A 21,525-nucleotide genomic window follows, 5' to 3' on the forward strand; every position below is an offset into this window, starting at 1 on the left:
ACGGCGGCGCAGCCGGTCAGGTGGTCGTGCGAACGCGACGAGCAGGTCCTCGGCCGGCCCTGAATTGGTCCTCGATTCGACCACGAGATCGGACCTTATCGGGTGTACCGATTGCCGTCAGGCTGAGTGGCATGACAACGACATCGACCCGCTTCGACGGCCGGCTCCTCACGCCTGGCGACGCCGGCTACGACGCCGCCCGCACCGTCTGGAACGCCATGGTCGACCGGCGTCCACGCATGATCGTCCGCCCGGTGAGCGTCTCCGAGGTGGTCGCCGCCGTCCGGATGGCCCGGGAACTGGACCTGGAGATCGGCGTGCGCTGCGGCGGCCACAACGTCGCCGGCTTCGCCGTGCCCGACGGTGGTCTCATGATCGACCTGACGCTCATGGGGGGCGTGCGGATCGACCCGGCCCGTCGCCGGGCCCGGGTGCAGGGCGGCGCGCTGCTCGGCGCGCTGGACCGGGCGTCCCAGGCGTACGGCCTGGCGACCACCGCGGGCAACGTCTCGCACACCGGCGTCGGCGGGCTCACGCTCGGCGGCGGCATGGGCTGGCTGGCCCGCCAGTACGGCCTGGCCTGCGACAACGTCGTCTCCTACACGGTGGTCACCGCCGAGGGGGAGGTGGTGACCGCGAGCCGCGCCGAGAACCCCGACCTGTTCTGGGGCCTGCGCGGCGGGGGTGGGAACTTCGGCATCGTCACCGAGTTCGAGTTCCAGTTGCATCGCGCCGGCACGCGGACGCTGGTCGCCGAGTTCGACTTCCGCGCCGAGGACGCCGTCCCGGTCATCGAGGGCTGGCGGGACCTGAACGCCGTCGCGCCCCGGCAGGCGACGTTCACCGCCGACGTGGGCAGCGGTCCCGCCGGCCCGATCGCCACGCTGGGGTTCGTGTGGGTCGGCGACCCGGCCGAGGGCCGCCGGCTGCTCCCCGCGATGCGGGCGCTCGGGCGTCCCGTCGCCTCCCGCGTCACCACGCCGTCGTACCTCGAACTTCAGCGGCGTGACGACTCCACCGGCGGCCACGCCTACCGCCGCTATTCCAAGGGGCACTACCTGCGGAGCTTTCCCACCGCGGCGATCGAGGCGTTCCTGCTGCGCGGCGCCGCCGACCTGAGCGCGAGCCCGGACCTGCCGGGCGTCGGCCTGCAGGCGCACGGCGGCGCGATCGCCGACGTCCCGGAAGCGGACGCGGCGTTCGGTCACCGCGACACGATGTTCGAGTTCGGCGCCGGCTCACGCTGGAGCGACCCGGTCGAGGACGACGCCAGGATGGGCGCCGCCCGCGCCGCCGGTGCGGCGCTCGAGCCGTACGCGAGTGGGGTGTACGTCAACATGTTGACGGCCGACGAGCTGGCCGACGGGCAGCGCGGCGTACGGCGGGCGTATCCGGCCGCGAAGCTGGCCCGGCTCACCGCGGTGAAGACCGCGTACGACCCGGGCAACGTGTTCCATCTGAACCAGAACATCCGCCCGGCGTGCTGACGCGCGTGTCCCGGACGAGCCGCCGGCGGAGCGCCTGCGGAGGATCAGGGTCCCCGTACGTCCCGGACGGCCGCCGCCAGCAGCGCGACCCCCTCGGCAATGGCGGTCTCTCCGAGCGTGGCGTAGCCGAAGATGAGGCCGCCCGGTCCGGTGCCGGTGATCCGGTAGGGGCCGACGCCGCGGACGGCGAGCCCGTGCCGGGCGGCGGCCGTCACCACCGCGTCCTCGTCGAGATCGGGCGGGAGCCAGGCGACCACATGCTGCCCGGCGGCGATTCCGGCCGGTTCCAGATCGGGCAGATGGGCGCGCAGGGCGCCCAGCAGCGCGTCGCGGCGGCGGCGGTACACCGGACGCATCCGGCGCAGATGCCGGTCGAACTCGCCGCGTGCGAGGAAGTCGGCGAACGCCAACTGGTCGATCACCGGCGAACCGCGGTCGGCGAGCACCTTCGCCGCGGCGACGTCGGCGACCAGATGGGGAGGCACCACCAGCCAGCCGAGCCGCAACCCCGGCGCGAGCGTCTTGCTGGCCGTACCGCAGTAGACGACGTGATCGGGCGCCAGGCCCTGCATGGCGCCTACCGGCGACCGGTCGTAGCGGTACTCCGCGTCGTAGTCGTCCTCGACCACGATCGCGCCGCGGCGTTCCGCCCAGCGGATCACCTCGGCCCGCGCCGCGGCCGACAGCACTCCCCCCGTGGGCCACTGGTGTGACGGCGTGAGCACGACCGCATCGGCGTCGGCCCGGTGGAGCGCGTCGACCTGAACGCCGTCCGGCCCCACCGGGATGCCGACCACGTCTAGACCGGCGGCGCCGGCCAGCACCCGGGCGTCGTCGTTGGACGACGGGTCCTCCAGGGCGATCCGCCTGGCACCGCGCCGGACGAGCACCTGGATCAGCAGGGAGATGCCCTGCCCGTAGCCGTTGCAGATCACCATGTCGCCGGGGACGGCCGAGGTGCCGCGCACCCGGTTGAGGTAGTCGCACAGGGCCTCGTGCAGTTCCGGCACGCCACGCCCGTCGAGATAGCCGAACCGCTCGTTGGGCGTGGTGGTGAGCACGGTGCGGACCGAGCGCAGCCATGCGGCCCGCGGGAACTGTGAGACGTCGGTGCGCCCGTACCCGAAGTCGACCCGGCTACCGGCCCCGGAGCCGGCCCTGGAATCGGCACCGCGTGTGGCCGGCCGCGCCGTCGACGCCGCGGCGGCCGGCGGCATCGACGCGGCGACCTGGGTGTAACCGCCCGACCGGCTGACGAGGTAGCCCTCGGCGACGAGCTGCTGATAGGCCTCCACCACGACCCCGCGGGAGACCCCGAGCCCCGTCGCGAGGGTGCGGGTGGGTGGCAGCGACGCGCCCGCCCGTATCAGGCCGGCCCGGATGCGGGCGCGGATGGACGTCTCGATCTGCCGGTGCAACGGCACCCCGGCGTCGCGGTCCAGCGTGATGAACAGCTCCTCGGCCGGCCCGGAATTGGTCCCCAAGCGCCCCACGGGATCGGACCTTACCGGCGTGTACCAATTCCTGCCAGGCTGAGTGACCCGCCGGGTACGAACCGGCAAGCAGATCGCAGGAGGCGACGAATGAACGACACCGAGCCGCAGGCCTGGAAAAGACCGATCTCCATGCTCACCCGCCACCCCGGGGACGCCACGCCCGCCGACGACGTCACGTTCCCGGACCGCGAGGTGTGCCCGTGCTGAGGCAGGTCGCAGAGGGTGTGCTGATCCACCAGAGCGAGTTCGTGCAGAGCAACGCCGTCGTCGTACAGGGCCGGGCCGGTGTGCTGCTCATCGACCCCGGGGTGACCGGGTCCGAGCTCGACTGCCTCGCGAACGACCTTCACGAGCCGGGCCGGCCCGTTGCGGCGGGGTTCTCCACACATCCGCATTGGGACCACCTGCTCTGGCACGCCCGGCTCGGCGAGGTGCCCCGTTACGGCACGGCGCGCTGCGCGGCCAACGTCCGAGGTCAGTTGTCGGACGCGGGTGCGAAGGCCCGCATCGCCGCGCACCTGCTGGAGACGGAAATCGCCGGGCAGGTACCGCTGGACCTGCTCGGCCTCATCACCGGCCTGCCCGCCGAAACCGCGCGGATCCCCTGGGACGGCCCTCACGTCCGGATCATCGAGCATCAGGCGCATGCCCCGGGCCACGCGGCGCTGCTGATCGAAGAACGAGGGGTTCTCGTCGCGGGCGACATGCTCTCCGATGTCCTGATTCCGATGCTCGGCGACGTGAACGGCACCGATGACGTGATCGAGGACTACCTCGCGGCGACGGGACCCCCGGCTAGCGATCGGTGCGCGACACAGCCGGTACGCGCACGTCGCCCGCCGGACCGGCCGCCGGGGGCCGTACCAGCCGCCGCGCCTATCCCAGGGTGGTGAGCAGGCGGTTGAGCGGGCTGTCCAGGCCGTACTTCTGCGACAGCGCGACCAGCCGCTCGGGGTCGCGGGGCGCGGCGGGGAGGCTCACGTCGACGTCCGGCAGCGGCACGTCGTGGGCCACCCTGACCACGGCGGGGGCGACCTCCAGGTAGTCGCGGGCGGCGGCGAGCCTGTTCCGGGCGCCCGCCGGGAAACCGTCCGCGCCGCCCTCGTCCAGCGCGGCGAGCAGGGCCGGGAGGGAGCCGAAGCGGGTGATGAGCGCGGCGGCCGTCTTCTCCCCGATGCCGGGGACGCCGGGCAGGCCGTCGCTCGGGTCGCCGCGCAGCGTCGCGAAGTCGGCGTACGCCCGGCCGGGGATGCCGTACTTCTCCCGGACGAAGGACTCGTCGACGACCTGCAGGTTCCGGATTCCCCTTACTGTGTAAAGGGCCCGGCACGGCTTGTCATCGTCCACAAGCTGGAACAGGTCCCGGTCGCCGGTGACGATGTCCACGGCCGTGGTCGCGGCGATCGCGAACGTGCCGATGACGTCGTCGGCCTCGTAGCCGTCGACCCCGACGCGGGCGATGCCGAGCGCGTCCAGGACCTCCTCGATGACCGGCACCTGCGGGGCCAGCGTGTCGGGCACCTCCTCCTGGTCGCCGCTCGCCACCCGGTGGGCCTTGTACGACGGGATCGCCGCCACCCGGAACGCGGGACGCCAGTCGGCGTCCATGCACGCGACGATCTCCCGGGGCGAGTGCTGCCGGACGAGGGTGGCGATCATGTCGAGGAGCCCGCGCACCGCGTTCACCGGCATGCCGTCCGGCGAGGTCACCGAGTCCGGAACCCCGTAGAAGGCACGGAAGTACAGCGACGGGGTGTCGAGAAGCATCAGCACCCGACCATTGTCACGCCTGTCAGGCCGTGCGCGGGCCGTCTCCGGTCACCGCCACCGCCAGCAGGCAGGTGTCGTCCTCGGGGTTGGGGCCGCCGATCGCCTCCAGCAGGCGGTCGAGGCTCGCGTCGAGGTCGGCTCCGGTCGCGCCGGTCGAGGCGGCCGCCCGCATGACGAGCGACACCCCGGCCTCGATGTCGCGCGACCGGCGCTCCACCAGCCCGTCGGTGAACATCAGCAGCAGGTCGCCGGGCTCGAGGCGGACGTCGGCCACTCCGTACGGCTGGCTCGACGTCGCCCCGAGCACGACTCCCCGGGGCGCTCCGAGCTGGCGCACGCCCCCGCGGCGCACCAGGATCGGCGCGGGATGCCCCGCCTGTGCCCACGTGAAAAGGCGGGACGCCGGGTCGAAGTGGCCGCACACCGCCGTGGCGGTGGTGTCGTCCAGGCGCGTGAGCACCAGGGCGTTCAGCCACGACAGCAGCATGCCGGGGGAGGCCCCGGTCATGCTCAGGCCGAGCAGGGCGTGCCGCAGTTGCGCCATCTCCGCGATCGCGGGCAGGCCGTGCCCCGACACGTCGCCGACGGCGAGGAACATGCGCCCGTCGGGGAGCGGGGCCGCGTCGTACCAGTCGCCCCCGAGGCTCGACTCCCGGCCGGCCGGGACGTACCGGACCGCGATCCGGGCGTACGGAAGCTCGATCGAGGCGCCGGGTTCGGGCAGGATCGCCTCCCGCAGCGCCAGCGTGACGCGCCGTTCCTCGCGCCGTTCCTCGCGCCGCTCCTCGGCGGCGCGCTCACGCGCCTCCTGCGCCTGCCGCCTGGACTCGCTCACCACCATCTCCGCCCACCGCCGCCCGCCGGCGTCCGCGACCGTCTCCGGCACCCGCTCGGGGACGGACGCCGGCAACGCCGGCGGGGACGCGTACCCGGCGGGCTCCGGCTCGGGCGGGGCGGCGCCCGGGGGCGCCCCGGCGGGAAGGACGCCGACGGGGGCGGCGACGGGAGCCACGTCCGGGCCGTCCGCGGGGGGAAGGGCGGGCATCGCGCCGCCCACTACGCCGACCATTTGTCTCGCTCTCGATGCCGCTCTTGCACTGTCGTAGGGACGGTTCGTGATCGTCCTGACGCGGAGCGTAGCAGTAGTTCTTGTCCCGGGGGTTAGTTTTCTTCTACCGCGTGGAATAAGCCAATGCCTCTCGCGGCATGCCCGCGCGGCGTCTGTGCTATGTGTCCTGCGGGCACCGCCGGTGTGCGCCATCGGGGCCGGATCTCGTTAGATTGGGCACCGTGACAACGACGTCCCCGGATGCCTCCGACCTGTATCCCACGACCCGTCCCGCCGCCGTGCGCGAGGCCGCCGGCCGCGCCGGTCTCGACGCGCTGCTGCTGACGCCCGGCCCGGATCTCCGCTACGTCACCGGGTACGACGCGATGCCGCTCGAACGGCTGACCTGTCTCGTCGTGCCGGCGTCCGGCGAGCCGTTCCTGATGGTGCCGCGCCTCGAACTGCCGGCCGCGGAGCACTCGCCCGCCTCCCGGCTCGGCGTCGAGTTCGTCGCCTGGGACGAGACCGACGACCCGTTCGCCGAGGTGGCCCGCCGCCTGGGCCCGGTCGCCCGGGTCGGGCTGGCCGACCGCATGTGGGCGCTGCAGTCGCTGCGGTTCCGCGCGGCGATGCCCGGCGCCGAGCAGACGCTGGCCGGCGACGTGCTGCGCGAGCTGCGGATGCGCAAGTCGCCCGCCGAGAAGGCGGCGCTCGCGGAGGCGGGGGCGGCCATCGACGCCGTGCACGCCCTCGTCCCCGGGCTGCTCAAGGCGGGCCGCACCGAGCGCGAGGTCGGCAGGGACATCGCGGAGGCGATCGTCGGGGCGGGGCACGCCCGGGTCGACTTCGTGATCGTGGGCTCCGGCCCGAACGGCGCGAGCCCGCACGCCGAGCTGACCGACCGGGTGATCCGGCCGGGCGAGCCGATCGTGGTGGACATCGGCGGCACGATGCCGAGCGGTTACTGCTCCGACTCCACCCGGGTGTACTGCGTGGGTGAGCCGCCGGCCGACTTCGCGGCGTACTACGAGGTGCTCAGGGCGGCCCAGGAGGCCGCCTGCGCCCACGTGCGGCCCGGGGTGACCTGCGAGTCCGTGGACGCCGCCGCCCGCGAGGTGATCGCCGAGGCGGGGTACGGCGAGTACTTCGTCCACCGCACCGGCCACGGCATCGGCCTGGAGACCCACGAGGAGCCGTACATCGTGGCGGGCAACACCGAGGAGATGCGGCCGGGGTTCGCGTTCTCCGTCGAGCCCGGCATCTACCTGCCGGGGCGTCACGGCGCCCGGATCGAGGACATCGTCGTCTGCGGTGAGACGGCGGGCGAGCGCCTGAACGGCACCACCAGGGAGCTCGTCGTCGTGTGATCGCCGTGCGGTGAGCGGTCCCGAACTCCCGCGTATGCCCAGGTGGGATGCGGGTGGGATGAGCGCGGCGGCACCCCCGCATTCCAGGAGATGCGGGCGGCGCGCGGGGGATGCGAGGGTCGGGCGGTGTACGGGTCAGCGGGATCCGGAGGTGCCCGGCATGCGATTACGGCCGCGTGATGACGTCGATGTGCAGGACCGCCTGGCCCGGTCGGCGGCCGAGACGGCGGGCGTGTGGATGTCGACGCCGGAGGTGGCGGGCTGGCTCGCCCGGCGGGCCGGGGCGCACCGGTTCCGGGTCGAGCGGATCCCCTTCGGCCTGCTGGACGGGTGGTCGTTCGGGCCGGGAGGCAACCTGGCGCACCGCAGCGGCCGCTTCTTCAGCGTCGAGGGGCTGCACATCGTCGCCGGCGAGGACCCGGTGCCCGAGTGGCGCCAGCCCATCATCGTGCAGCCCGAGATCGGCGTCCTCGGCATCCTGGCCAAGGAGTTCAACGGCGTGCTGCACTTCCTCATGCAGGCCAAGATGGAGCCGGGCAACCCGAGGCTGGTGCAGCTTTCGCCGACGGTGCAGGCGACCCGCAGCAACTACACGCGGGTGCACGGCGGCGCACCGGTCAGATACCTCGGCTACTTCACCGGCCAGGAGCGCGGCCAGGAGCGCGGCCAGGAACGCGGCCGGGTGCTCGTCGACGTGCTGCAGTCGGAGCACGGCTCCTGGTTCTTCCGCAAGTCGAACCGGAACATGATCGTCGAGACCCGCGACAACGTCGAGGTGGGCGACGACTTCTGCTGGCTGACCCTCGGGCAGATCGGCCGCCTGCTGCGCCGCGACAACGTCGTGAACATGGACGCGCGCACGGTCCTGGCCTGCGCGCCCGCCGCGCCGCCCGAGGCGGGGGCGGCGCTGTCGGACACCGAACTGGTGTCGTGGTTCACCGCGGAGCGCAGCCGGCATGAGGTGCGCACCCGGCTCGTCCCGCTCGACGAGGTGTCGGGCTGGACGACGGGGGAGTGGTCCATCGACCACGAGCGCGACAGGTACTTCCGGGTGATCGCCGTGTCGGCCGAGGCGGGGAGCCGGGAGGTCCACCGGTGGACCCAGCCGCTGTTCGAGCCGCTGGGGGCGGGCGTCGCCGCGTTCCTGGTGCGCAGGTTCGGCGGGGTGCCGCACCTGCTGGTGCGCGCCCGGGTCGAGGGCGGGTTCCTCGGCACGGTCGAACTGGGACCGACCGTGCAGTGCACCCCCGAGTCCTACGTCCATCTTCCGGTGTCGCGCAGGCCCCGCTTCCTCGCGACCGTCCTCGGCGCCGATCCGGGCCGGATCCGCTACGAGGCCGTGCACGCGGAGGAGGGCGGCCGCTTCTACCGGGCGCAGAGCCGCTATCTGCTGGTGGACGCCGACGAGCGGACCGCGGCGGCGGACCCTCCACCGGGGTTCATGTGGGTCACTCCCGGGCAGTTGAACTCACTGGCGCGGCACAGCCACTACGTGAACGTGCAGGCCCGCACCCTGCTCGCGGTGCTGAACAGCCGGGCCGCCGAGCTGTGACCCCCTCGCCGGCCGCACAATACTTAAGAAGTTGCTTTACTTTCCCGTCTTGGCGTCGTACGGTTAAGAACATGCTTAACGAAGCTGCTTCGCTTGACCGGGTGTTCCAGGCGCTGGCCGACCCCACCAGGCGGAGCATGGTCGAGCGGCTGAGCCGCGGGCCCGCGTCGGTGAGCGAGCTCGCGCGGCCCTTCGCCATGTCGCTGGCCGCGATCGTCCAGCATCTGAAGGTGCTGGAGGCCTGCGGGCTGGTCCGGTCGGAGAAGGTCGGCCGGGTGCGCGCGTGCCATCTGGAGCCGCGGGCGCTCACGGCGGTGGAACAGTGGGCCGGCGAGCGCCGCAGGACCTGGGAGCACCGCCTCGACCGGCTCGGCGACTACCTCGCCGAGCAGCCCGACGAGTGGGATACGGAGGACGAGAAATGACCGATCGTCGCGTGGAACACGCCAACTTCACCATCGAGCGCGCCTACGCCGCCTCGCCCGAGCGGGTGTTCACCGCCTGGGCGGAGGAGAAGGCCAAGGCCGACTGGTTCGCCGGCGGCGGGGACGACTACCGCCTCGACTTCCGGGTCGGCGGCAGGGAGGTCAACCGCGGCAGCCAGGGCGGCGGCCCCGTCATCACCTTCGACGCCCGCTATCACGAGATCGTCCCGCCGGAGCGCATCGTCTACGCCTACGACCTGTACGTCGGCTCGACGCTCGCGTCGGTGTCGGTGACCACCGTCCAGTTCGCCCCCGCCGACGGCGGCACCCGCCTGGAGCTGACGGAGCAGGTCGCCTTCCTCGACGGGCACGACCGTCCGGAATGGCGCGAGCAGGGCACCCGCGACTGGCTGGAGACGCTCGCGGCGCACCTGGAGCGGGAGACCTCCCGCGCCTGACCCGACGCGCCTGACTCGACGCGCCTGACCCGAACCGAGAACGGACAGGAGGGGGCCCGATGGAGACGAGGACCGCGGCGCCGCCCCGCGCCGGACGCAGAGAGTGGATCGGGCTGGCGGTGCTGGCCCTGCCCACCCTGCTGCTCGCACTGGATCTGAGCGTGCTGTACCTGGCTCTGCCGCACATCAGCGACGATCTCGGAGCCGACTCGGTGCAGCAGCTGTGGATCACCGACATCTACGGGTTCATGGTCGCCGGGTTCCTGGTCACCATGGGCACCCTCGGCGACCGCGTCGGGCGGCGCAGGCTGCTGATGACGGGCGCGGCTGCGTTCGGCGTCGCCTCCCTGCTGGCCGCGTACGCGCCGACCGCCGAGACCCTCATCGCCGCCCGGGCGCTGCTGGGTGTCGCGGGCGCCACCCTGGCGCCGTCGACGCTGGCGCTGATCCGCAACATGTTCGCCGACGAGAGGCAGCGCACCACGGCGGTCGCCGTCTGGGTGAGCTGCTTCATGGGCGGCGCCGCGATCGGCCCGGTGGTCGGCGGGCTGCTGCTGGAGGCGTTCTGGTGGGGCTCGGTGTTCCTGCTGGCCGTACCGGTGATGGTCCTGCTGCTGGCCGTCGGCCCCTGGCTGCTCCCCGAGTATCGCGACGACTCCGCCGGCCGCCTCGACCTGCCGAGCACCCTGCTGTTCCTCGCCACCGCGCTGCCCGTCGTGTACGGACTGAAGGAGCTGACCAGGAACGGCCCCGGAGTCGTCGCCATCCTGGCGATCGTCGCCGGGCTGGCCTTCGGCGCGGCGTTCGTCCGCAGGCAGGGCGGCCTGGACACCCCGCTGCTGGACCTGCGGCTGTTCCGCCGCCGGGCCTTCACCGCCGCGCTGGTCGTCCTGATGTTCGCCGTGGCCACCCAGGGCGGGATCATGCTGGTGGTCACCCAGCAGATGCAGATCGTCGAGGGGCTGTCGCCGGTGGCGACGGGGCTGTGGCTGATGCCGGGGTCGCTGGCCATGGTCGCGGGCTCCCTGCTGGCTCCGCACGCCGCCCGGCTCCTGCGCCCGGGGCCCACGGTCGCGGCCGGCATGGCCGTCACCGCGATCGGCTACCTGCTGCTCACCCGCGCGGTTCCCGGCGGGCTGCCCGTGTTGGTGGCCGGCGCCGTCGTCGTCTTCTTCGGCATCGGCCCGGTGGCCTCGCTGACCCAGAACCTCATCGTGAGCTCCGCGCCGCCGGCCAAGGCGGGCTCCGCGGCGTCGGTCTCCCAGACCGGCGGCGACTTCGGCATCGCGCTGGGCGTGGCCGTGTTCGGCAGCATCGCCGCCCTGGTCTACCGGCACGCTCTCGCCGACACCTATCGCGGGCCGGCAGGACCGGCCGCCGACAGCATCGCGGGCGCGGCCCCGGCCGCGCGGGACCTGCCCGCCGAGCGTTCGGACGAGCTGCTGTCGGCCGCGCACGCGGCCTTCACCTCCGGGCTGCACGTGGTCGCCGCGTTCGCCGCGCTGCTGTGCCTGGCGCTCGCCGTGCTCGCGGCCTACGCCCTGCGGCAGGCCCCAGAGGAGGCCCCGGAGGCGGCGGCTTCTGAGGCGGCCCCTGACACGGCCCAGGAGGCGGGCCAGGACGGGCCTCCTGAGCGCACCATCGAAGATGCGCGGCCGGCCGGCCGGGTGCCATCGTCGGACTGAGCGGATTTCCGGAGGACGGGCCCCGCGCCACGCGCCGGGGCCGTCGCCGGCGGGCGTGACCGGCCGGACGGGTTCTCCGCGGTCCGGAACCCACGCGCCTCACGCCTAGGAGGATCCATGACGATCCGCCCTGTCGTCCTCGACCCGGCCGGACACGACATCCACGCCGAGGGAGCCCGCATCCGAGCCGGCGGACCGGTCTCCCGGGTGGTGCTCCCCGGCGGGGTCATGGCCTGGTCGGTCACCGGCCACGACGTGGCCAGGCAGGTGCTCGGCGACCACCGGTTCTCGAAGGACCCCCGCAAGCACTGGACCGACTTCGTCGAAGGCCGCATCGGCGACGACTTCCCGATGATCGGCTGGGTCCTCATGGAGAACCTCACCACCGCGTACGGGCACGACCACACGCGGCTGCGGCGGCCGTGCGCCCAGGCGTTCACGCCGCGCCGGGTGGAGGCCCTGCGCGGGAGCGTGCAGAAGGTCACCGACGAGCTCCTCGGCCGCCTCGACGAGGTGGCCCCGGGCGAGGCCGTCGACCTCAAGGCGGAGTTCGCCAAGCCCCTGCCCGCCGCGGTGATCTGCGACCTGTTCGGCGTCCCGGCGGCCGACCGCCAGGCCATGCTGCACGGCGGTGAGGTCAACGTCGACACCGGCATCACGCCCGAGGAGGCCGCCGCGAACGTCGCGGCGTGGCAGCGGCTGATGCTCGACTTCGTCCGGTCCAAGCGCGACCACCCCGGCGACGACCTGACCACCGACCTGGTCGCCGCCCGCGACGAGGACGGCTCGCCGCTGAGCGACTCCGAGATGGTGGGCACCCTGCACATCATGCTCGCCACCGGGACCGAGCCGGTGAAGAACCTCATCGCCAACACGGTGCTCCTGCTGCTCACCCATCCGGACCACCTCGCGCGGGTCGCGCGGGGAGAGCTGAGCTGGCCGGACGTGATCCAGGAGGCCGTCCGCGTGGAGGCGCCGGTCGCGCACCTGCCGTTCAGGTTCGCGACGGAGGACGTCGAGATCGGCGGCGTCACCATCGCCAAGGGCGATCCGGTGCTGATGAACTTCGCGGCGGCGGGCCGCGACCCCGACCGGTACGGCCCCGACGCCGACGTCTTCGACCCCGGGCGGGCCGACAGGGAGCACCTGTCCTTCGGAGCCGGCATCTACCGGTGCATCGGCAAGCCGCTCGCCCTGATGGAGGCCGAGATCGCGCTGCCCGCGCTGTTCGAGCGCTTCCCCGGGATGAGGCCGGCCGTGCCCGCCGACCGGATCGAGCCACAGGGCACCTTCATCATGAACGGCCTGCGGAACCTGCCGGTCCTGCTGAAGGGCGGGGGCGCGTCGTGAGCACGATGAAGGCGGCGGTCGTCCCCGCGCCCGGCGCCCGGTGGGAACTCGGGGAGGTCCCGGTGCCGCGGCCCGGTCCGGGCCAGGTGCTGATCCGCGTGCGGGCCTGCGGCGTCTGCCACAACGACGTGTGGCTGACCAACGGTGTGTACGACTTCCCGCCGCTCGACCCGGTGATCGTCGGGCACGAGGCGGCCGGGGAGGTCGTCGAGGTGGGCCCGGGGGTGACCACCCGCGAGGTGGGCGACCGGGTCGGCGCCACCTGGGTGCAGCGGGGGTGCAGCCGGTGCGACTACTGCGCGCGTGGTCTGCCGCCCACCGGCCAGACGGCCATGTGCTGCGCGGCGCCGGTGCTGACCGGCATGACCGCCCCCGGCGGCCACGCCGAGTACGTGGCGGTGGAGGCGAGCAGCACGGTCCTGCTCCCCGGCGGTGTGTCGTACGAGGCCGCAGCGCCCGTGCTCTGCGCCGGCTACACCGCGTGGAGCGCCCTGCGGGCGGCGGAGCCGGCCCCGGGCGACCGGGTCGCCGTGCTGGGCGTCGGCGGCCTGGGGCACCTCGCGCTGCAGTTCGCGCGGGCCTGCGGGTTCGAGACCGTCGCCGTCACCCGGTCGCCCGACAAGCGCGAACTCGCGACGTCACTCGGCGCCGGGGCCGTCGTGTCCGGCGGTGCGGGCCTGCGGGACGCCGGCGGCGCGGACGTGCTCCTCGTCACGAACACGTCGTACGCCGCCGCCACGGAGGCCCTGCAGGGCATGCGGCCCGGCGGGCGGGTCGCCCTGGCCACGATCGACCCGGTGGGCGCGCTGGAGCTCGGGCCGTCCAGCCTGGTCTGGGCGAAGCGCCTGCGGGTCACCGGCGTCACCCACGACGGCCCGGACCGGCTCGCCGAGGCGTTCCGGCTCGTGGCGGAGGGCAGGGTGACGCCGATGGTGGAGGAGTTCCCCAAGGAGGACGTCGCCGACGCCGTCGAGGCCGTCGACAAGGGCGCCGTGCGCTTCCGCGCCGTCGTCCGGTACTGACGGCGCCCCGTACCGACACGGGCCACCGGCCGGCCCGCGCGGAGCGCCGCGCGGGCCGCACCCGTGCGCGGGTCATCCCGGCAGTTCGACGGAGGCGTGGTCGCCGACCATCAGGCGATGGTGGACGCGCCGGGCGCCTCCGGTGACCGTGGCGGACCGGCCGACGATGCAGCCGCGCAGGTCCGGGACCGCCGCTATGGTGGCGCCGTCCAGGAGGACGGAGTCGGCGACGCCGGCGGCGTTCAGCAGGCAGTCGCGCCCGACGGAGGTGTGCGGGCCGACGTGGCTGTCCTTCACCACCGCCCCCGCGCCGATGATCGCCGGGCCGTCGATCCGCGACCGCACCACCCGGGCGCCCGGCTCGACCAGGACGGGACCGGACAGCGTGCTGGCGGCGTCCACGTCGCCGCGGACCTCCCGGCACAGGTCGCCGAGCAGGCGGCGGTTGCACGCGAGGACGTCCTCCGGACGCCCGGTGTCCTTCCAGTAGCCGGCGTACTCGCCGGCCGTGACCCGCGCGCCCTGGTCGAGCAGCCACTGGAGCGCGTCGGTGATCTCCAGCTCCCCGCGGGCGCTGGGCCGGATCGCGGCCACGGCGGCGTGCACCGCGGCGGTGAAGAAGTACACGCCGATCACGGCGAGGTCGCCGCAGGGCGGCTCGGGCTTCTCCACGAGGCGGACCACCGAGCCGTCCGAGGCGAGCTCGGCGATGCCGAAGGCGCGCGGGTCCTCGACCTTCTGCACGGCGATGTGGGCGGCGGGGCGCCGGGCCCGGAACTCCGCCGCGAGCCCGTGGATGCCGTCGGGGAGCACGTTGTCGCCGAGATACATGACGAAGTCGTCGTCGCCCAGGAACGGCCGGGCCAGGGCCACGCAGCTGGCGAGGCCGTCGGGGCGCTCCTGCCGGAGATAGGTGACACGGACCCCGAAACGGGAGCCGTCGCCGATCGCCTCGGCTATCTCGCGTTCCCACCCGCCGATGACGACGCCGACGTCGGTCACCCCGAGGCGGGCGACGGCGCCGAGCGCGTGCGCGAGCACCGGCTCGCCGGCCACCGGGATCAGTTGCTTGGGCATGGAATGGCTGAAAGGACGCAGGCGGGTGCCCGACCCGCCCGACAACACCAATGCCTTCATTCCGCTTTCCCCTCGACTGGTGATACCGCCGATTTCGCTCATCGCAATGTCTCATCACCGGATCGCCGCCGCATCTTTCGGCGTGCCGCCCCTGCCGGGAAAACGTGCCGACCGGCGGCCGCCGTTTCGCCGCGCCCGACGTGAGGCGGCCGGACAGGGGTCCGCAATTCGTTCAGGGCAATTTGGGAGATGCGGCCCGGGAATGACCGGTAGTTACGATGACCGTGGCCGGAAAACGGATGGAAGGCGAATTGCCGGCACTCTCGCGCGGGCCGGGAAAACGGGTTCGCGAACGGACCGCAACGGAGAACGGGAGCGGGCGATGTCTGCAGACGGCGCGCACGACGGCGCGCATTCGCAGCGGGCGGCGGACCTGGGCGCCCCGGTCACGCCGCAGGGCCGGGTCCTCGCCGATCTGCTGGCCGGATACGTCGAGCGGGTCCGGGACGAGGCCGGCGTGAACGACCGCGCGGGCGCGTTCCCGTACGAGACGTTCGACGGCTTCGCGAAGGACGGCGTGCTGGGCGGCACGGTCCCCGCCGAACTCGGCGGCCTCGGGGTCGGCCGGTTGTACGACGTGGCGGTGGCGCTCCGGACGCTGGCGGAGGCGGACGCCTCGGCCGCGCTGGCGCTGCACGTGCAGTTCAGCCGTGGCCTGACGCTGACCTACGAGTGGCGGCACGGCTCGCCCTCGGCGCGGGCGCTGGCCGAGCGGTTGCTGCGCTCGATGGCCACCGGCGAGGCCGTGGTCTGCGGGGCGCTCAAGGACTCTCCCGGCGTCGTCACCGAACTCGTCCCCGACGGGTCGGGCGGCTGGCTGCTGTCCGGCCGCAAGACCCTGGTGAGCCTGGCCCCGATCGGGACGCACTTCTTCGTGCACGCCCAGCGGCGGGCCGACGGGCGGCCGGCCGGCCTGGTCGTCCCGCTCGTGCGGCGGGACAGCCGGGGGCTGCGCGTGCTGGACACCTGGGACGGCCTCGGCATGCGCGCCTCGGGCACCGCCGACATCGCCTTCGACGCCTGCCCCGTCGCGGCCGGCGACGTCCTGGAGCGCAGCCGGGTCAACGCCCGCGACGACGCGGTCCTGGCCGGGCAGACGGTCAGTTCGATCACGATGCTCGGGATCTACGCGGGGGTGGCCCAGGCGGCCAGGGACATCGCGACCGGCGCGGCCGCCCGCCGCCCCGGCCCGCCCCCGGCGGCGGTGCGCACCCTGGTCGCGGAGACCGACGCCCGTCTCTACGCCCTCCGGGCGACGGCCGGCGCCGCCCTGGTCAACGCCGACATCTGGTCCGCCGACCGCGGCGGTGACCCCGCCGAGCGCGGGAGGGCGATGATGACCCCCTTCCAGTGCGCGAAGATGACGGTCAACACGCTCGCGCTCGGCATCGTCAACGACTGCCTCACGCTGGCCGGCGGCGCCGCCTACTCGGCGGACCACCCGCTGGCCCGCCTCTCCCGGGACGTGCGGGCCGGGTGGTTCATGCAGCCCTACACGTACGTGGACGGCGTCGACTACCTCAGCGGGCAGGCCCTGGGCCTCGAACGGGACAACGACTACATGAGCTTCCGGGCGCTCGGCCCCCGAGCCCGGCAGTGACGTGCGGAGCGAGCATCGGAGAAGGCGCGCATGGCTATTCGCGTATGGGACTACCTGCCGGAGTACGAGAAGGAGAGGACGGACGTCCTCGACGCGGTCGAGAAGGTCTTCGAATCCGGGCAGCTCATCCTCGGGGAGAGCGTCCGGCGCTTCGAGGAGGAGTTCGCCGCCTACCACCGGACGAGACACTGCACGGGCGTGGACAACGGGACCAACGCCATCAAACTCGGCCTGCAGGCGCTGGGGGTCGGCCCGGGGGACGAGGTCGTCACCGTCTCCAACACCGCCGCCCCGACCGTCGTGGCGATCGACTCGGTCGGCGCGACGCCGGTCTTCGCCGACGTGCGCGAGGACGACCACCTCGTCGACCCCGAACAGGTGGCCGCCGCGATCACCCCCCGCACCCGCGCGCTGGTGCCGGTCCACCTCTACGGCCAGTGCGCCGACATGGCGCCGCTGACCCGGCTCGCCGCCGAGCACGGCCTGGCCGTCCTGGAGGACTGCGCCCAGGCGCACGGCGCCCGGCACCACGGCCGCCTGGCCGGCACGATGGGGCACGCCGCCGCCTTCTCCTTCTACCCCACCAAGGTCCTCGGGGCGTACGGCGACGGCGGGGCGGTGCTGACCGGCGACGACACGGTCGACGGCAACCTGCGGCGGCTGCGGTACTACGGCATGGAGGAGCGGTACTACGTCGTCCGCACCCCCGGGCACAACTGCCGTCTCGACGAGGTGCAGGCGGAGATCCTGCGCCGCAAGCTCGGCCGCCTGGACGACTACATCGAGCGGCGCCGAGAGGTGGCCGATCGTTACGCCGAGGGGCTGGCCGGCGTCGCGGGGCCGTCCGGGCTGCGGCTGCCGTCCGTGACGGAGGGAAACGACCACGTCTACTACGTCTACGTGGTCCGCCACCCGCGCCGCGACGAGATCATCGAGCGGCTCAGGGCGTACGACATCCACCTGAACATCAGCTATCCCTGGCCGGTGCACACGATGACCGGCTTCGAGCGGCTGGGCTACGCGGAGGGGTCGCTGCCGGTCACCGAGCGGCTGGCCCGCGAGATCTTCTCGCTGCCGATGTACCCGTCGCTTCCGCCGGACACGCAGGACCGGGTGATCGAGGCGCTCCGCGAGGTCCTGACGACCCTGTGAGAGCGCGCCGCGCCCCGCCCTCCCACCCCGACACGTACGATCCGGAGGAGAAGATCGATGACGACCCCAGTCGGCGAGACGACGTGCCGGGTGTGCCGCGGGCCGCTCGGCGAGTTCCTGGACCTCGGGCGGCAGCCGCTGTCCGACCGTTTCCTGACCGAGCGGGAGATTCCCGGCGAGTTCTTCTACCGGCTCGCCGTCGGCGCCTGCGCGTCGTGCGGGATGGTGCAGCTGATGGAGGAGGTCCCGCGTGAGCTGATGTTCCGCGAGGACTATCCGTACCACTCGTCGGGCTCGTCGGTGATGCGGGAGCACTTCGCGCGGACCGCGCACGGCTTCCTGGAGTCGGCGTACGCCGGGCCGGACCCGTTCGTGGTGGAGATCGGCAGCAACGACGGGGTGATGCTCGGCGCGGTGCGCGACGCCGGCGTGCGGCATCTCGGGTTCGAGCCCTCGGGGAAGGTGGCCGAGGTGGCGCGGCGCCGCGGCGTGCGGGTGCGCACCGACTTCTTCGAGGAGCCGACGGCGGCCGAGGTGCGCGCGGCCGAGGGGCCCGCGGACGTGATCTACGCGGCCAACACGATCTGCCACATCCCCTATCTGGAGTCGATCTTCCGCGGCGTCGACGCGCTGCTCGCCCCCGGCGGCCGGTTCGTCTTCGAGGATCCCTACTGGGGGGACATCGTGGAGAAGACGTCGTTCGACCAGATCTACGACGAGCACTTCTACTTCTTCACGGCGAGTTCGGTCCGGGCGGCCGCCGAGCGGTTCGGCTTCGAACTGGTCGACGTGGAACGGCTGTCCGTCCACGGCGGCGAACTGCGTTACACGATCGCCCGCCGCGGCGCCGCCACGCCCGCGGCGGCCGTCGCGGAGACCGTCGAGCGGGAACGGGCCCGCGGCCTGACCGCTCCGGACACGCTGCGCCGCTTCGCCGCCGACGTGGAACGCGTACGGGACGACCTGACGGCGCTGCTGCGCCGGCTGCGGGAGGAGGGGCGGCGGGTCGTCGCGTACGGCGCGACCGCCAAGAGCGCGACCGTGACCAACTTCTGCGGTCTCGACGCCGGACTGGTCGAGTGGGTGTGCGACACCACCCCGCAGAAACAGGGGCTGCTGACCCCTGGAGCCCACCTGCCGGTCGTGCCGCCGGAACGGTTCTCCCCGGCCTCGTCCGACGGCGGCTACCCCGACTACGCGCTGTTGTTCGCCTGGAACCACGCCGAGGAGATCATGGCGAAGGAGCAGGAGTTCCGCGACGCCGGCGGCCGGTGGATCCTCTACGTGCCGGACGTCCGGGTGGTGTGAGCCATGCGGGTGAACGGCCTGGCGGTCGAGGGCGCGTACGTCTTCACGCCCGAGGAGTTCCCCGACGACCGGGGGCGGTTCCTGTCGCACTACCAGGAATCGGTGTTCGGCGACGCCGTGGGACGCCCGCTCTTCCCCGTGGCGCAGGCGAGCAGCAGCGTCTCGCGCAGGGGAGTGGTGCGGGGGCTGCACTACACGGCGACGCCGCCGGGCACGGCGAAGTACGTCCACTGCCCGCGCGGCCGGGCCCTCGACGTCGTCCTCGACGTCCGCGTCGGCTCTCCCACGTTCGGCGTCTGGGACAGCGTCGTGCTCGACTCCCTCGACTTCCGGGCCGTGTACTTCCCACTGGGGGTCGCGCACCTGTTCGTGGCTCTGGAGGACGACACCGTGATGTCGTACCTGCTGTCGCGGGAGTACGTGGCCGCCGACGAGCTGGCGATCTCCCCCCTGGACCCGGGGCTGGACCTGCCCGTCCCGGGGGACCTCACGCCGATCCTGTCGGAGCGGGACCGGGCGGCCCCCCGCCTGGAGGAGGCGAGAGCGGCCGGCCTCCTGCCGGACTACCGGGTGTGCGCCGAGATCGAGGCGGGCAGCCGCGTCTGAACGGCCCGGCCACGGGCGAAGTGGGGGGTGAGGGAGTCACGACTCCCGGGGGCGCGTGCCGCAGGTGTCGAGAGCGGGGGTGCCGAGAGCGTGGGTGTCGAGAGCGGCGACGGTCCGGCGCAGGGCCTCGTCGAGCGGAACCCGCGGGCGCCATCCGGTGGCCGCCCGGAACGCGGAGGAGTCGATCACCACGCTGTCGAAGTCGCCCGGCCGGGCGCTCGCGGGCGGAGGGACCGGCACGACCGGCACCGGAGGCCGTCCGGTCCGTTCGGCGACGAGCAGGGCGATCCTCCGGAAGACGTCGCCGAGCGGCTCGCCGCGGCCGTGGCCGAGCGGCCAGTGCCGGCCCGCCAGCGCCTCCGGCCGGTCGAGGGCCGCCAGGAAGGCGTCCGCGACGTCGCCGACGTACAGCAGCTCACGCGCGATCGTGCCGTCGTGCCACATGGTGAGCGGCTCTCCGGCGAGCGCCCTGCGGGCCATCGCGCTCACCACCCCCCGGTCGGCGGCGCCGCACGGGGCCGGCCCGAAGACCGTCGGCAGGCGCAGGGAGACTCCGCGCAGGACCCCTTCCGAGGTGGCCCGCTTGAGCAGGTCTTCGGCCGCCTGCTTCTGCAGGTCGTACGCCGTCACCGGGTGGTCGGGCACGGTGCCGTCGATCGGCGTGCCGGAGCCCGGGCCGGCCTGGGAGGCCGAGCCGGCGAACACCACCAGCGGCGCGGGACCACTCCGGGGGCGTGACCGCAGCAGGCCGACGAGGTCGCGCATGACGCCCACGTTCACCCGTTCGCTGGCCGCCGGGTCTTCGTCGGCTCCCCGCCAGCCGCCGGAGTGCAGGACCAGGTGGATCACCGCGCTCGCCCCGGCCACCGCACGCTCCAGGTTCGCGGGCACGGTGAGATCGGCGGCCAGCACCTCCACCCCGCCCGCGCCGCCCGTGCCCGACTCAGCCGTGCCCGTCGCGGCGGGGCGGCGGGAGACCGCGCGTACGGCGACCGGCAGGCGCGCGAGCCGGGCGGTGACGGCCGAGCCCACCAGGCCGGACGCGCCGAGCACGGCGACCAGCGGAGGGCCGCCGCCCGGCGTGGTGCCCGGCCGGTTCACGATCGGGCGTCCGTCTGCTCGCGGCCGCCCTTCCCGGGGGCGTTCTTCTCGTAGACGGCCTGCCAGTAGAAGGTCCACGGCACGGCCCGGGCGTCGGCGACGCAGGTCCAGTCGTCGGCGGGCCGGTAGGCGGCGAGGAACCTGCGCGACTGCGCCTCCACCGCGTGGTTGTCGTGGATGTCGATGACGTCCAGCAGGGGGCCGGTGCGCAGGGCCAGCGCCACGACCTCCGCGCCCTGGGCGTGGCCGTCCAGGGACGGGTCCAGATATTTGCCCACCGGGTTGTTCACGTACAGGTGGCGGCAGCGTCCGGCCACGAGGTCCAGGTAGGCCCGCACCGTCTCGGCGTTCATCTCCGCGAACGAGTCGACGTTCACGCACAGGTCGAACCGCTGGTCCGCGGGCAGCGCGTCCACCTCGTCCACGGAGTGGAACCGGATCTTCGCGAACTGGCCGGGGTCGAGGACGGCGCCGAGGTAGGCGCGGGACAGGCGCAGGGCGTTGTCCAGATCGACGATGTCGTAGGAGACGAGGTCGTGGTTGGACATCAGGGCGTGGCAGGTGCGGCCGTACCCGGCGCCGATCTCCAGCACCCGGAGGCCGTCCAGGGGGACGGCCCGGCTCATGAAGTCGAGCTCCAGAACGGACTGGAGGTAGTCCATGCAGACGTCCTCGCCGTCGTACCTGACCGTGATGGGGTCGCCCACGTCGCGGTTGCGGATGCGGCGGAGCCGCGCCCGGTTGGCCTCACTCAGCCCGGCGGCGAGGTTGAAGATCAGCGTCTTGAGGTAGCGCATGCCGTTGGTGCGGGGGTCCCACAGCGCCAGCTTGAAGTTGACCGTGCCGGACTTGAAGCCCCGGAGATCGGCGACGGCGCTCTCGGTCACCTGGATCCTGTTGTTGCTCTCCCAGAGCGGGCTCTGGCCGTACCTGCGGGTGGTCGTCATCGTCGTCTCCGCCC

The 21,525-nt window shown here is 73.4% G+C and carries 19 protein-coding genes; 13 read left to right on the plus strand and 6 right to left on the minus strand.

Annotated elements, in window-relative coordinates:
* Positions 1-131 precede the first annotated feature (131 nt).
* A complete protein-coding gene (locus F5972_RS18335) occupies positions 132-1,487 on the plus strand; it encodes an FAD-binding oxidoreductase (RefSeq protein ID WP_150934776.1) in 1,356 nt (451 codons plus the stop codon).
* 44 nt (positions 1,488-1,531) lie between these two features.
* Here the strand turns inward: F5972_RS18335 and pdxR are convergent, their stop codons facing one another.
* Positions 1,532-2,971: a MocR-like pyridoxine biosynthesis transcription factor PdxR gene (gene pdxR, locus F5972_RS18340; RefSeq protein WP_225311611.1), complete on the minus strand. Its 1,440-nt coding sequence runs from the start codon at positions 2,969-2,971 to the stop codon at positions 1,532-1,534.
* 212 nt (positions 2,972-3,183) lie between these two features.
* Here pdxR and F5972_RS18345 point away from each other — a divergent pair, with 212 nt between their 5' ends.
* Positions 3,184-3,876, plus strand: coding sequence for an MBL fold metallo-hydrolase (locus F5972_RS18345; RefSeq protein ID WP_150934778.1), 693 nt, complete (start codon positions 3,184-3,186; stop codon positions 3,874-3,876).
* On the opposite strand, the gene F5972_RS18350 is transcribed toward F5972_RS18345, so the two are convergent.
* A complete protein-coding gene (locus F5972_RS18350; RefSeq protein WP_150935046.1) occupies positions 3,860-4,750 on the minus strand; it encodes a 5'-3' exonuclease in 891 nt (296 codons plus the stop codon). The genes F5972_RS18345 and F5972_RS18350 overlap by 17 nt on opposite strands.
* Positions 4,751-4,775: 25 nt before the next feature.
* Positions 4,776-5,822, minus strand: coding sequence for a PP2C family protein-serine/threonine phosphatase (locus F5972_RS18355; RefSeq protein ID WP_225311612.1), 1,047 nt, complete (start codon positions 5,820-5,822; stop codon positions 4,776-4,778).
* A gap of 221 nt (positions 5,823-6,043) precedes the next feature.
* Between F5972_RS18355 and F5972_RS18360 the strand changes: the two genes are divergently transcribed.
* The 7 genes from F5972_RS18360 to F5972_RS18390 all read left to right on the plus strand — a co-directional run bounded on the left by F5972_RS18360 (position 6,044) and on the right by F5972_RS18390 (position 13,660).
* The gene (locus tag F5972_RS18360; RefSeq protein WP_225311613.1) at positions 6,044-7,168 is read left to right on the plus strand and encodes a M24 family metallopeptidase; all 1,125 of its coding nucleotides are present in this window, start codon (positions 6,044-6,046) and stop codon (positions 7,166-7,168) included.
* Positions 7,169-7,328: 160 nt separating this feature from the next.
* The gene (locus F5972_RS18365) at positions 7,329-8,720 is read left to right on the plus strand and encodes an NDP-hexose 2,3-dehydratase family protein (protein WP_150934780.1); all 1,392 of its coding nucleotides are present in this window, start codon (positions 7,329-7,331) and stop codon (positions 8,718-8,720) included.
* Positions 8,721-8,791: 71 nt separating this feature from the next.
* The gene (locus F5972_RS18370) at positions 8,792-9,145 is read left to right on the plus strand and encodes an ArsR/SmtB family transcription factor (protein WP_150934781.1); all 354 of its coding nucleotides are present in this window, start codon (positions 8,792-8,794) and stop codon (positions 9,143-9,145) included.
* Positions 9,142-9,603: an SRPBCC family protein gene (locus tag F5972_RS18375; RefSeq protein ID WP_150934782.1), complete on the plus strand. Its 462-nt coding sequence runs from the start codon at positions 9,142-9,144 to the stop codon at positions 9,601-9,603. Before F5972_RS18370 ends, F5972_RS18375 begins: the two co-directional genes overlap by 4 nt.
* Positions 9,604-9,662: 59 nt before the next feature.
* Positions 9,663-11,288, plus strand: coding sequence for an MFS transporter (locus F5972_RS18380; RefSeq protein WP_150934783.1), 1,626 nt, complete (start codon positions 9,663-9,665; stop codon positions 11,286-11,288).
* A gap of 117 nt (positions 11,289-11,405) precedes the next feature.
* A complete protein-coding gene (locus F5972_RS18385; protein ID WP_150934784.1) occupies positions 11,406-12,638 on the plus strand; it encodes a cytochrome P450 family protein in 1,233 nt (410 codons plus the stop codon).
* A gap of 5 nt (positions 12,639-12,643) precedes the next feature.
* Positions 12,644-13,660 carry an alcohol dehydrogenase catalytic domain-containing protein gene (locus F5972_RS18390; RefSeq protein ID WP_150935048.1) on the plus strand — a complete coding sequence of 339 codons (1,017 nt, stop codon included), beginning with the start codon at positions 12,644-12,646 and terminating at the stop codon, positions 13,658-13,660.
* Between the two features lie 72 nt (positions 13,661-13,732).
* Here the strand turns inward: F5972_RS18390 and F5972_RS18395 are convergent, their stop codons facing one another.
* Positions 13,733-14,797 carry a glucose-1-phosphate thymidylyltransferase gene (locus F5972_RS18395; protein ID WP_150934785.1) on the minus strand — a complete coding sequence of 355 codons (1,065 nt, stop codon included), beginning with the start codon at positions 14,795-14,797 and terminating at the stop codon, positions 13,733-13,735.
* Positions 14,798-15,119: 322 nt separating this feature from the next.
* Here F5972_RS18395 and F5972_RS18400 point away from each other — a divergent pair, with 322 nt between their 5' ends.
* From F5972_RS18400 to F5972_RS18415, 4 genes are read left to right on the plus strand one after another with little or no spacing between them, the layout of a single operon-like run.
* Positions 15,120-16,397, plus strand: a complete 1,278-nt coding sequence (locus F5972_RS18400; RefSeq protein ID WP_150934786.1) for an L-evernosamine nitrososynthase — start codon at positions 15,120-15,122, stop codon at positions 16,395-16,397.
* A gap of 30 nt (positions 16,398-16,427) precedes the next feature.
* A complete protein-coding gene (locus tag F5972_RS18405; protein WP_150934787.1) occupies positions 16,428-17,549 on the plus strand; it encodes a DegT/DnrJ/EryC1/StrS family aminotransferase in 1,122 nt (373 codons plus the stop codon).
* A gap of 57 nt (positions 17,550-17,606) precedes the next feature.
* Positions 17,607-18,857: a class I SAM-dependent methyltransferase gene (locus F5972_RS18410; protein WP_150934788.1), complete on the plus strand. Its 1,251-nt coding sequence runs from the start codon at positions 17,607-17,609 to the stop codon at positions 18,855-18,857.
* Between the two features lie 3 nt (positions 18,858-18,860).
* Positions 18,861-19,463, plus strand: coding sequence for a dTDP-4-dehydrorhamnose 3,5-epimerase family protein (locus F5972_RS18415; protein ID WP_150934789.1), 603 nt, complete (start codon positions 18,861-18,863; stop codon positions 19,461-19,463).
* Between the two features lie 36 nt (positions 19,464-19,499).
* Here the strand turns inward: F5972_RS18415 and F5972_RS18420 are convergent, their stop codons facing one another.
* Positions 19,500-20,564 carry an NAD-dependent epimerase/dehydratase family protein gene (locus tag F5972_RS18420; protein WP_150934790.1) on the minus strand — a complete coding sequence of 355 codons (1,065 nt, stop codon included), beginning with the start codon at positions 20,562-20,564 and terminating at the stop codon, positions 19,500-19,502.
* Positions 20,561-21,511: a putative sugar O-methyltransferase gene (locus F5972_RS18425; RefSeq protein ID WP_150934791.1), complete on the minus strand. Its 951-nt coding sequence runs from the start codon at positions 21,509-21,511 to the stop codon at positions 20,561-20,563. The genes F5972_RS18420 and F5972_RS18425 overlap by 4 nt, the downstream gene beginning before the upstream one ends.
* Between the last annotated feature and the right edge of the window lie 14 nt (positions 21,512-21,525).

Source organism: Microbispora cellulosiformans (assembly GCF_008728085.1).
Taxonomy (GTDB): Bacteria; Actinomycetota; Actinomycetes; order Streptosporangiales; family Streptosporangiaceae; genus Microbispora; species Microbispora amethystogenes.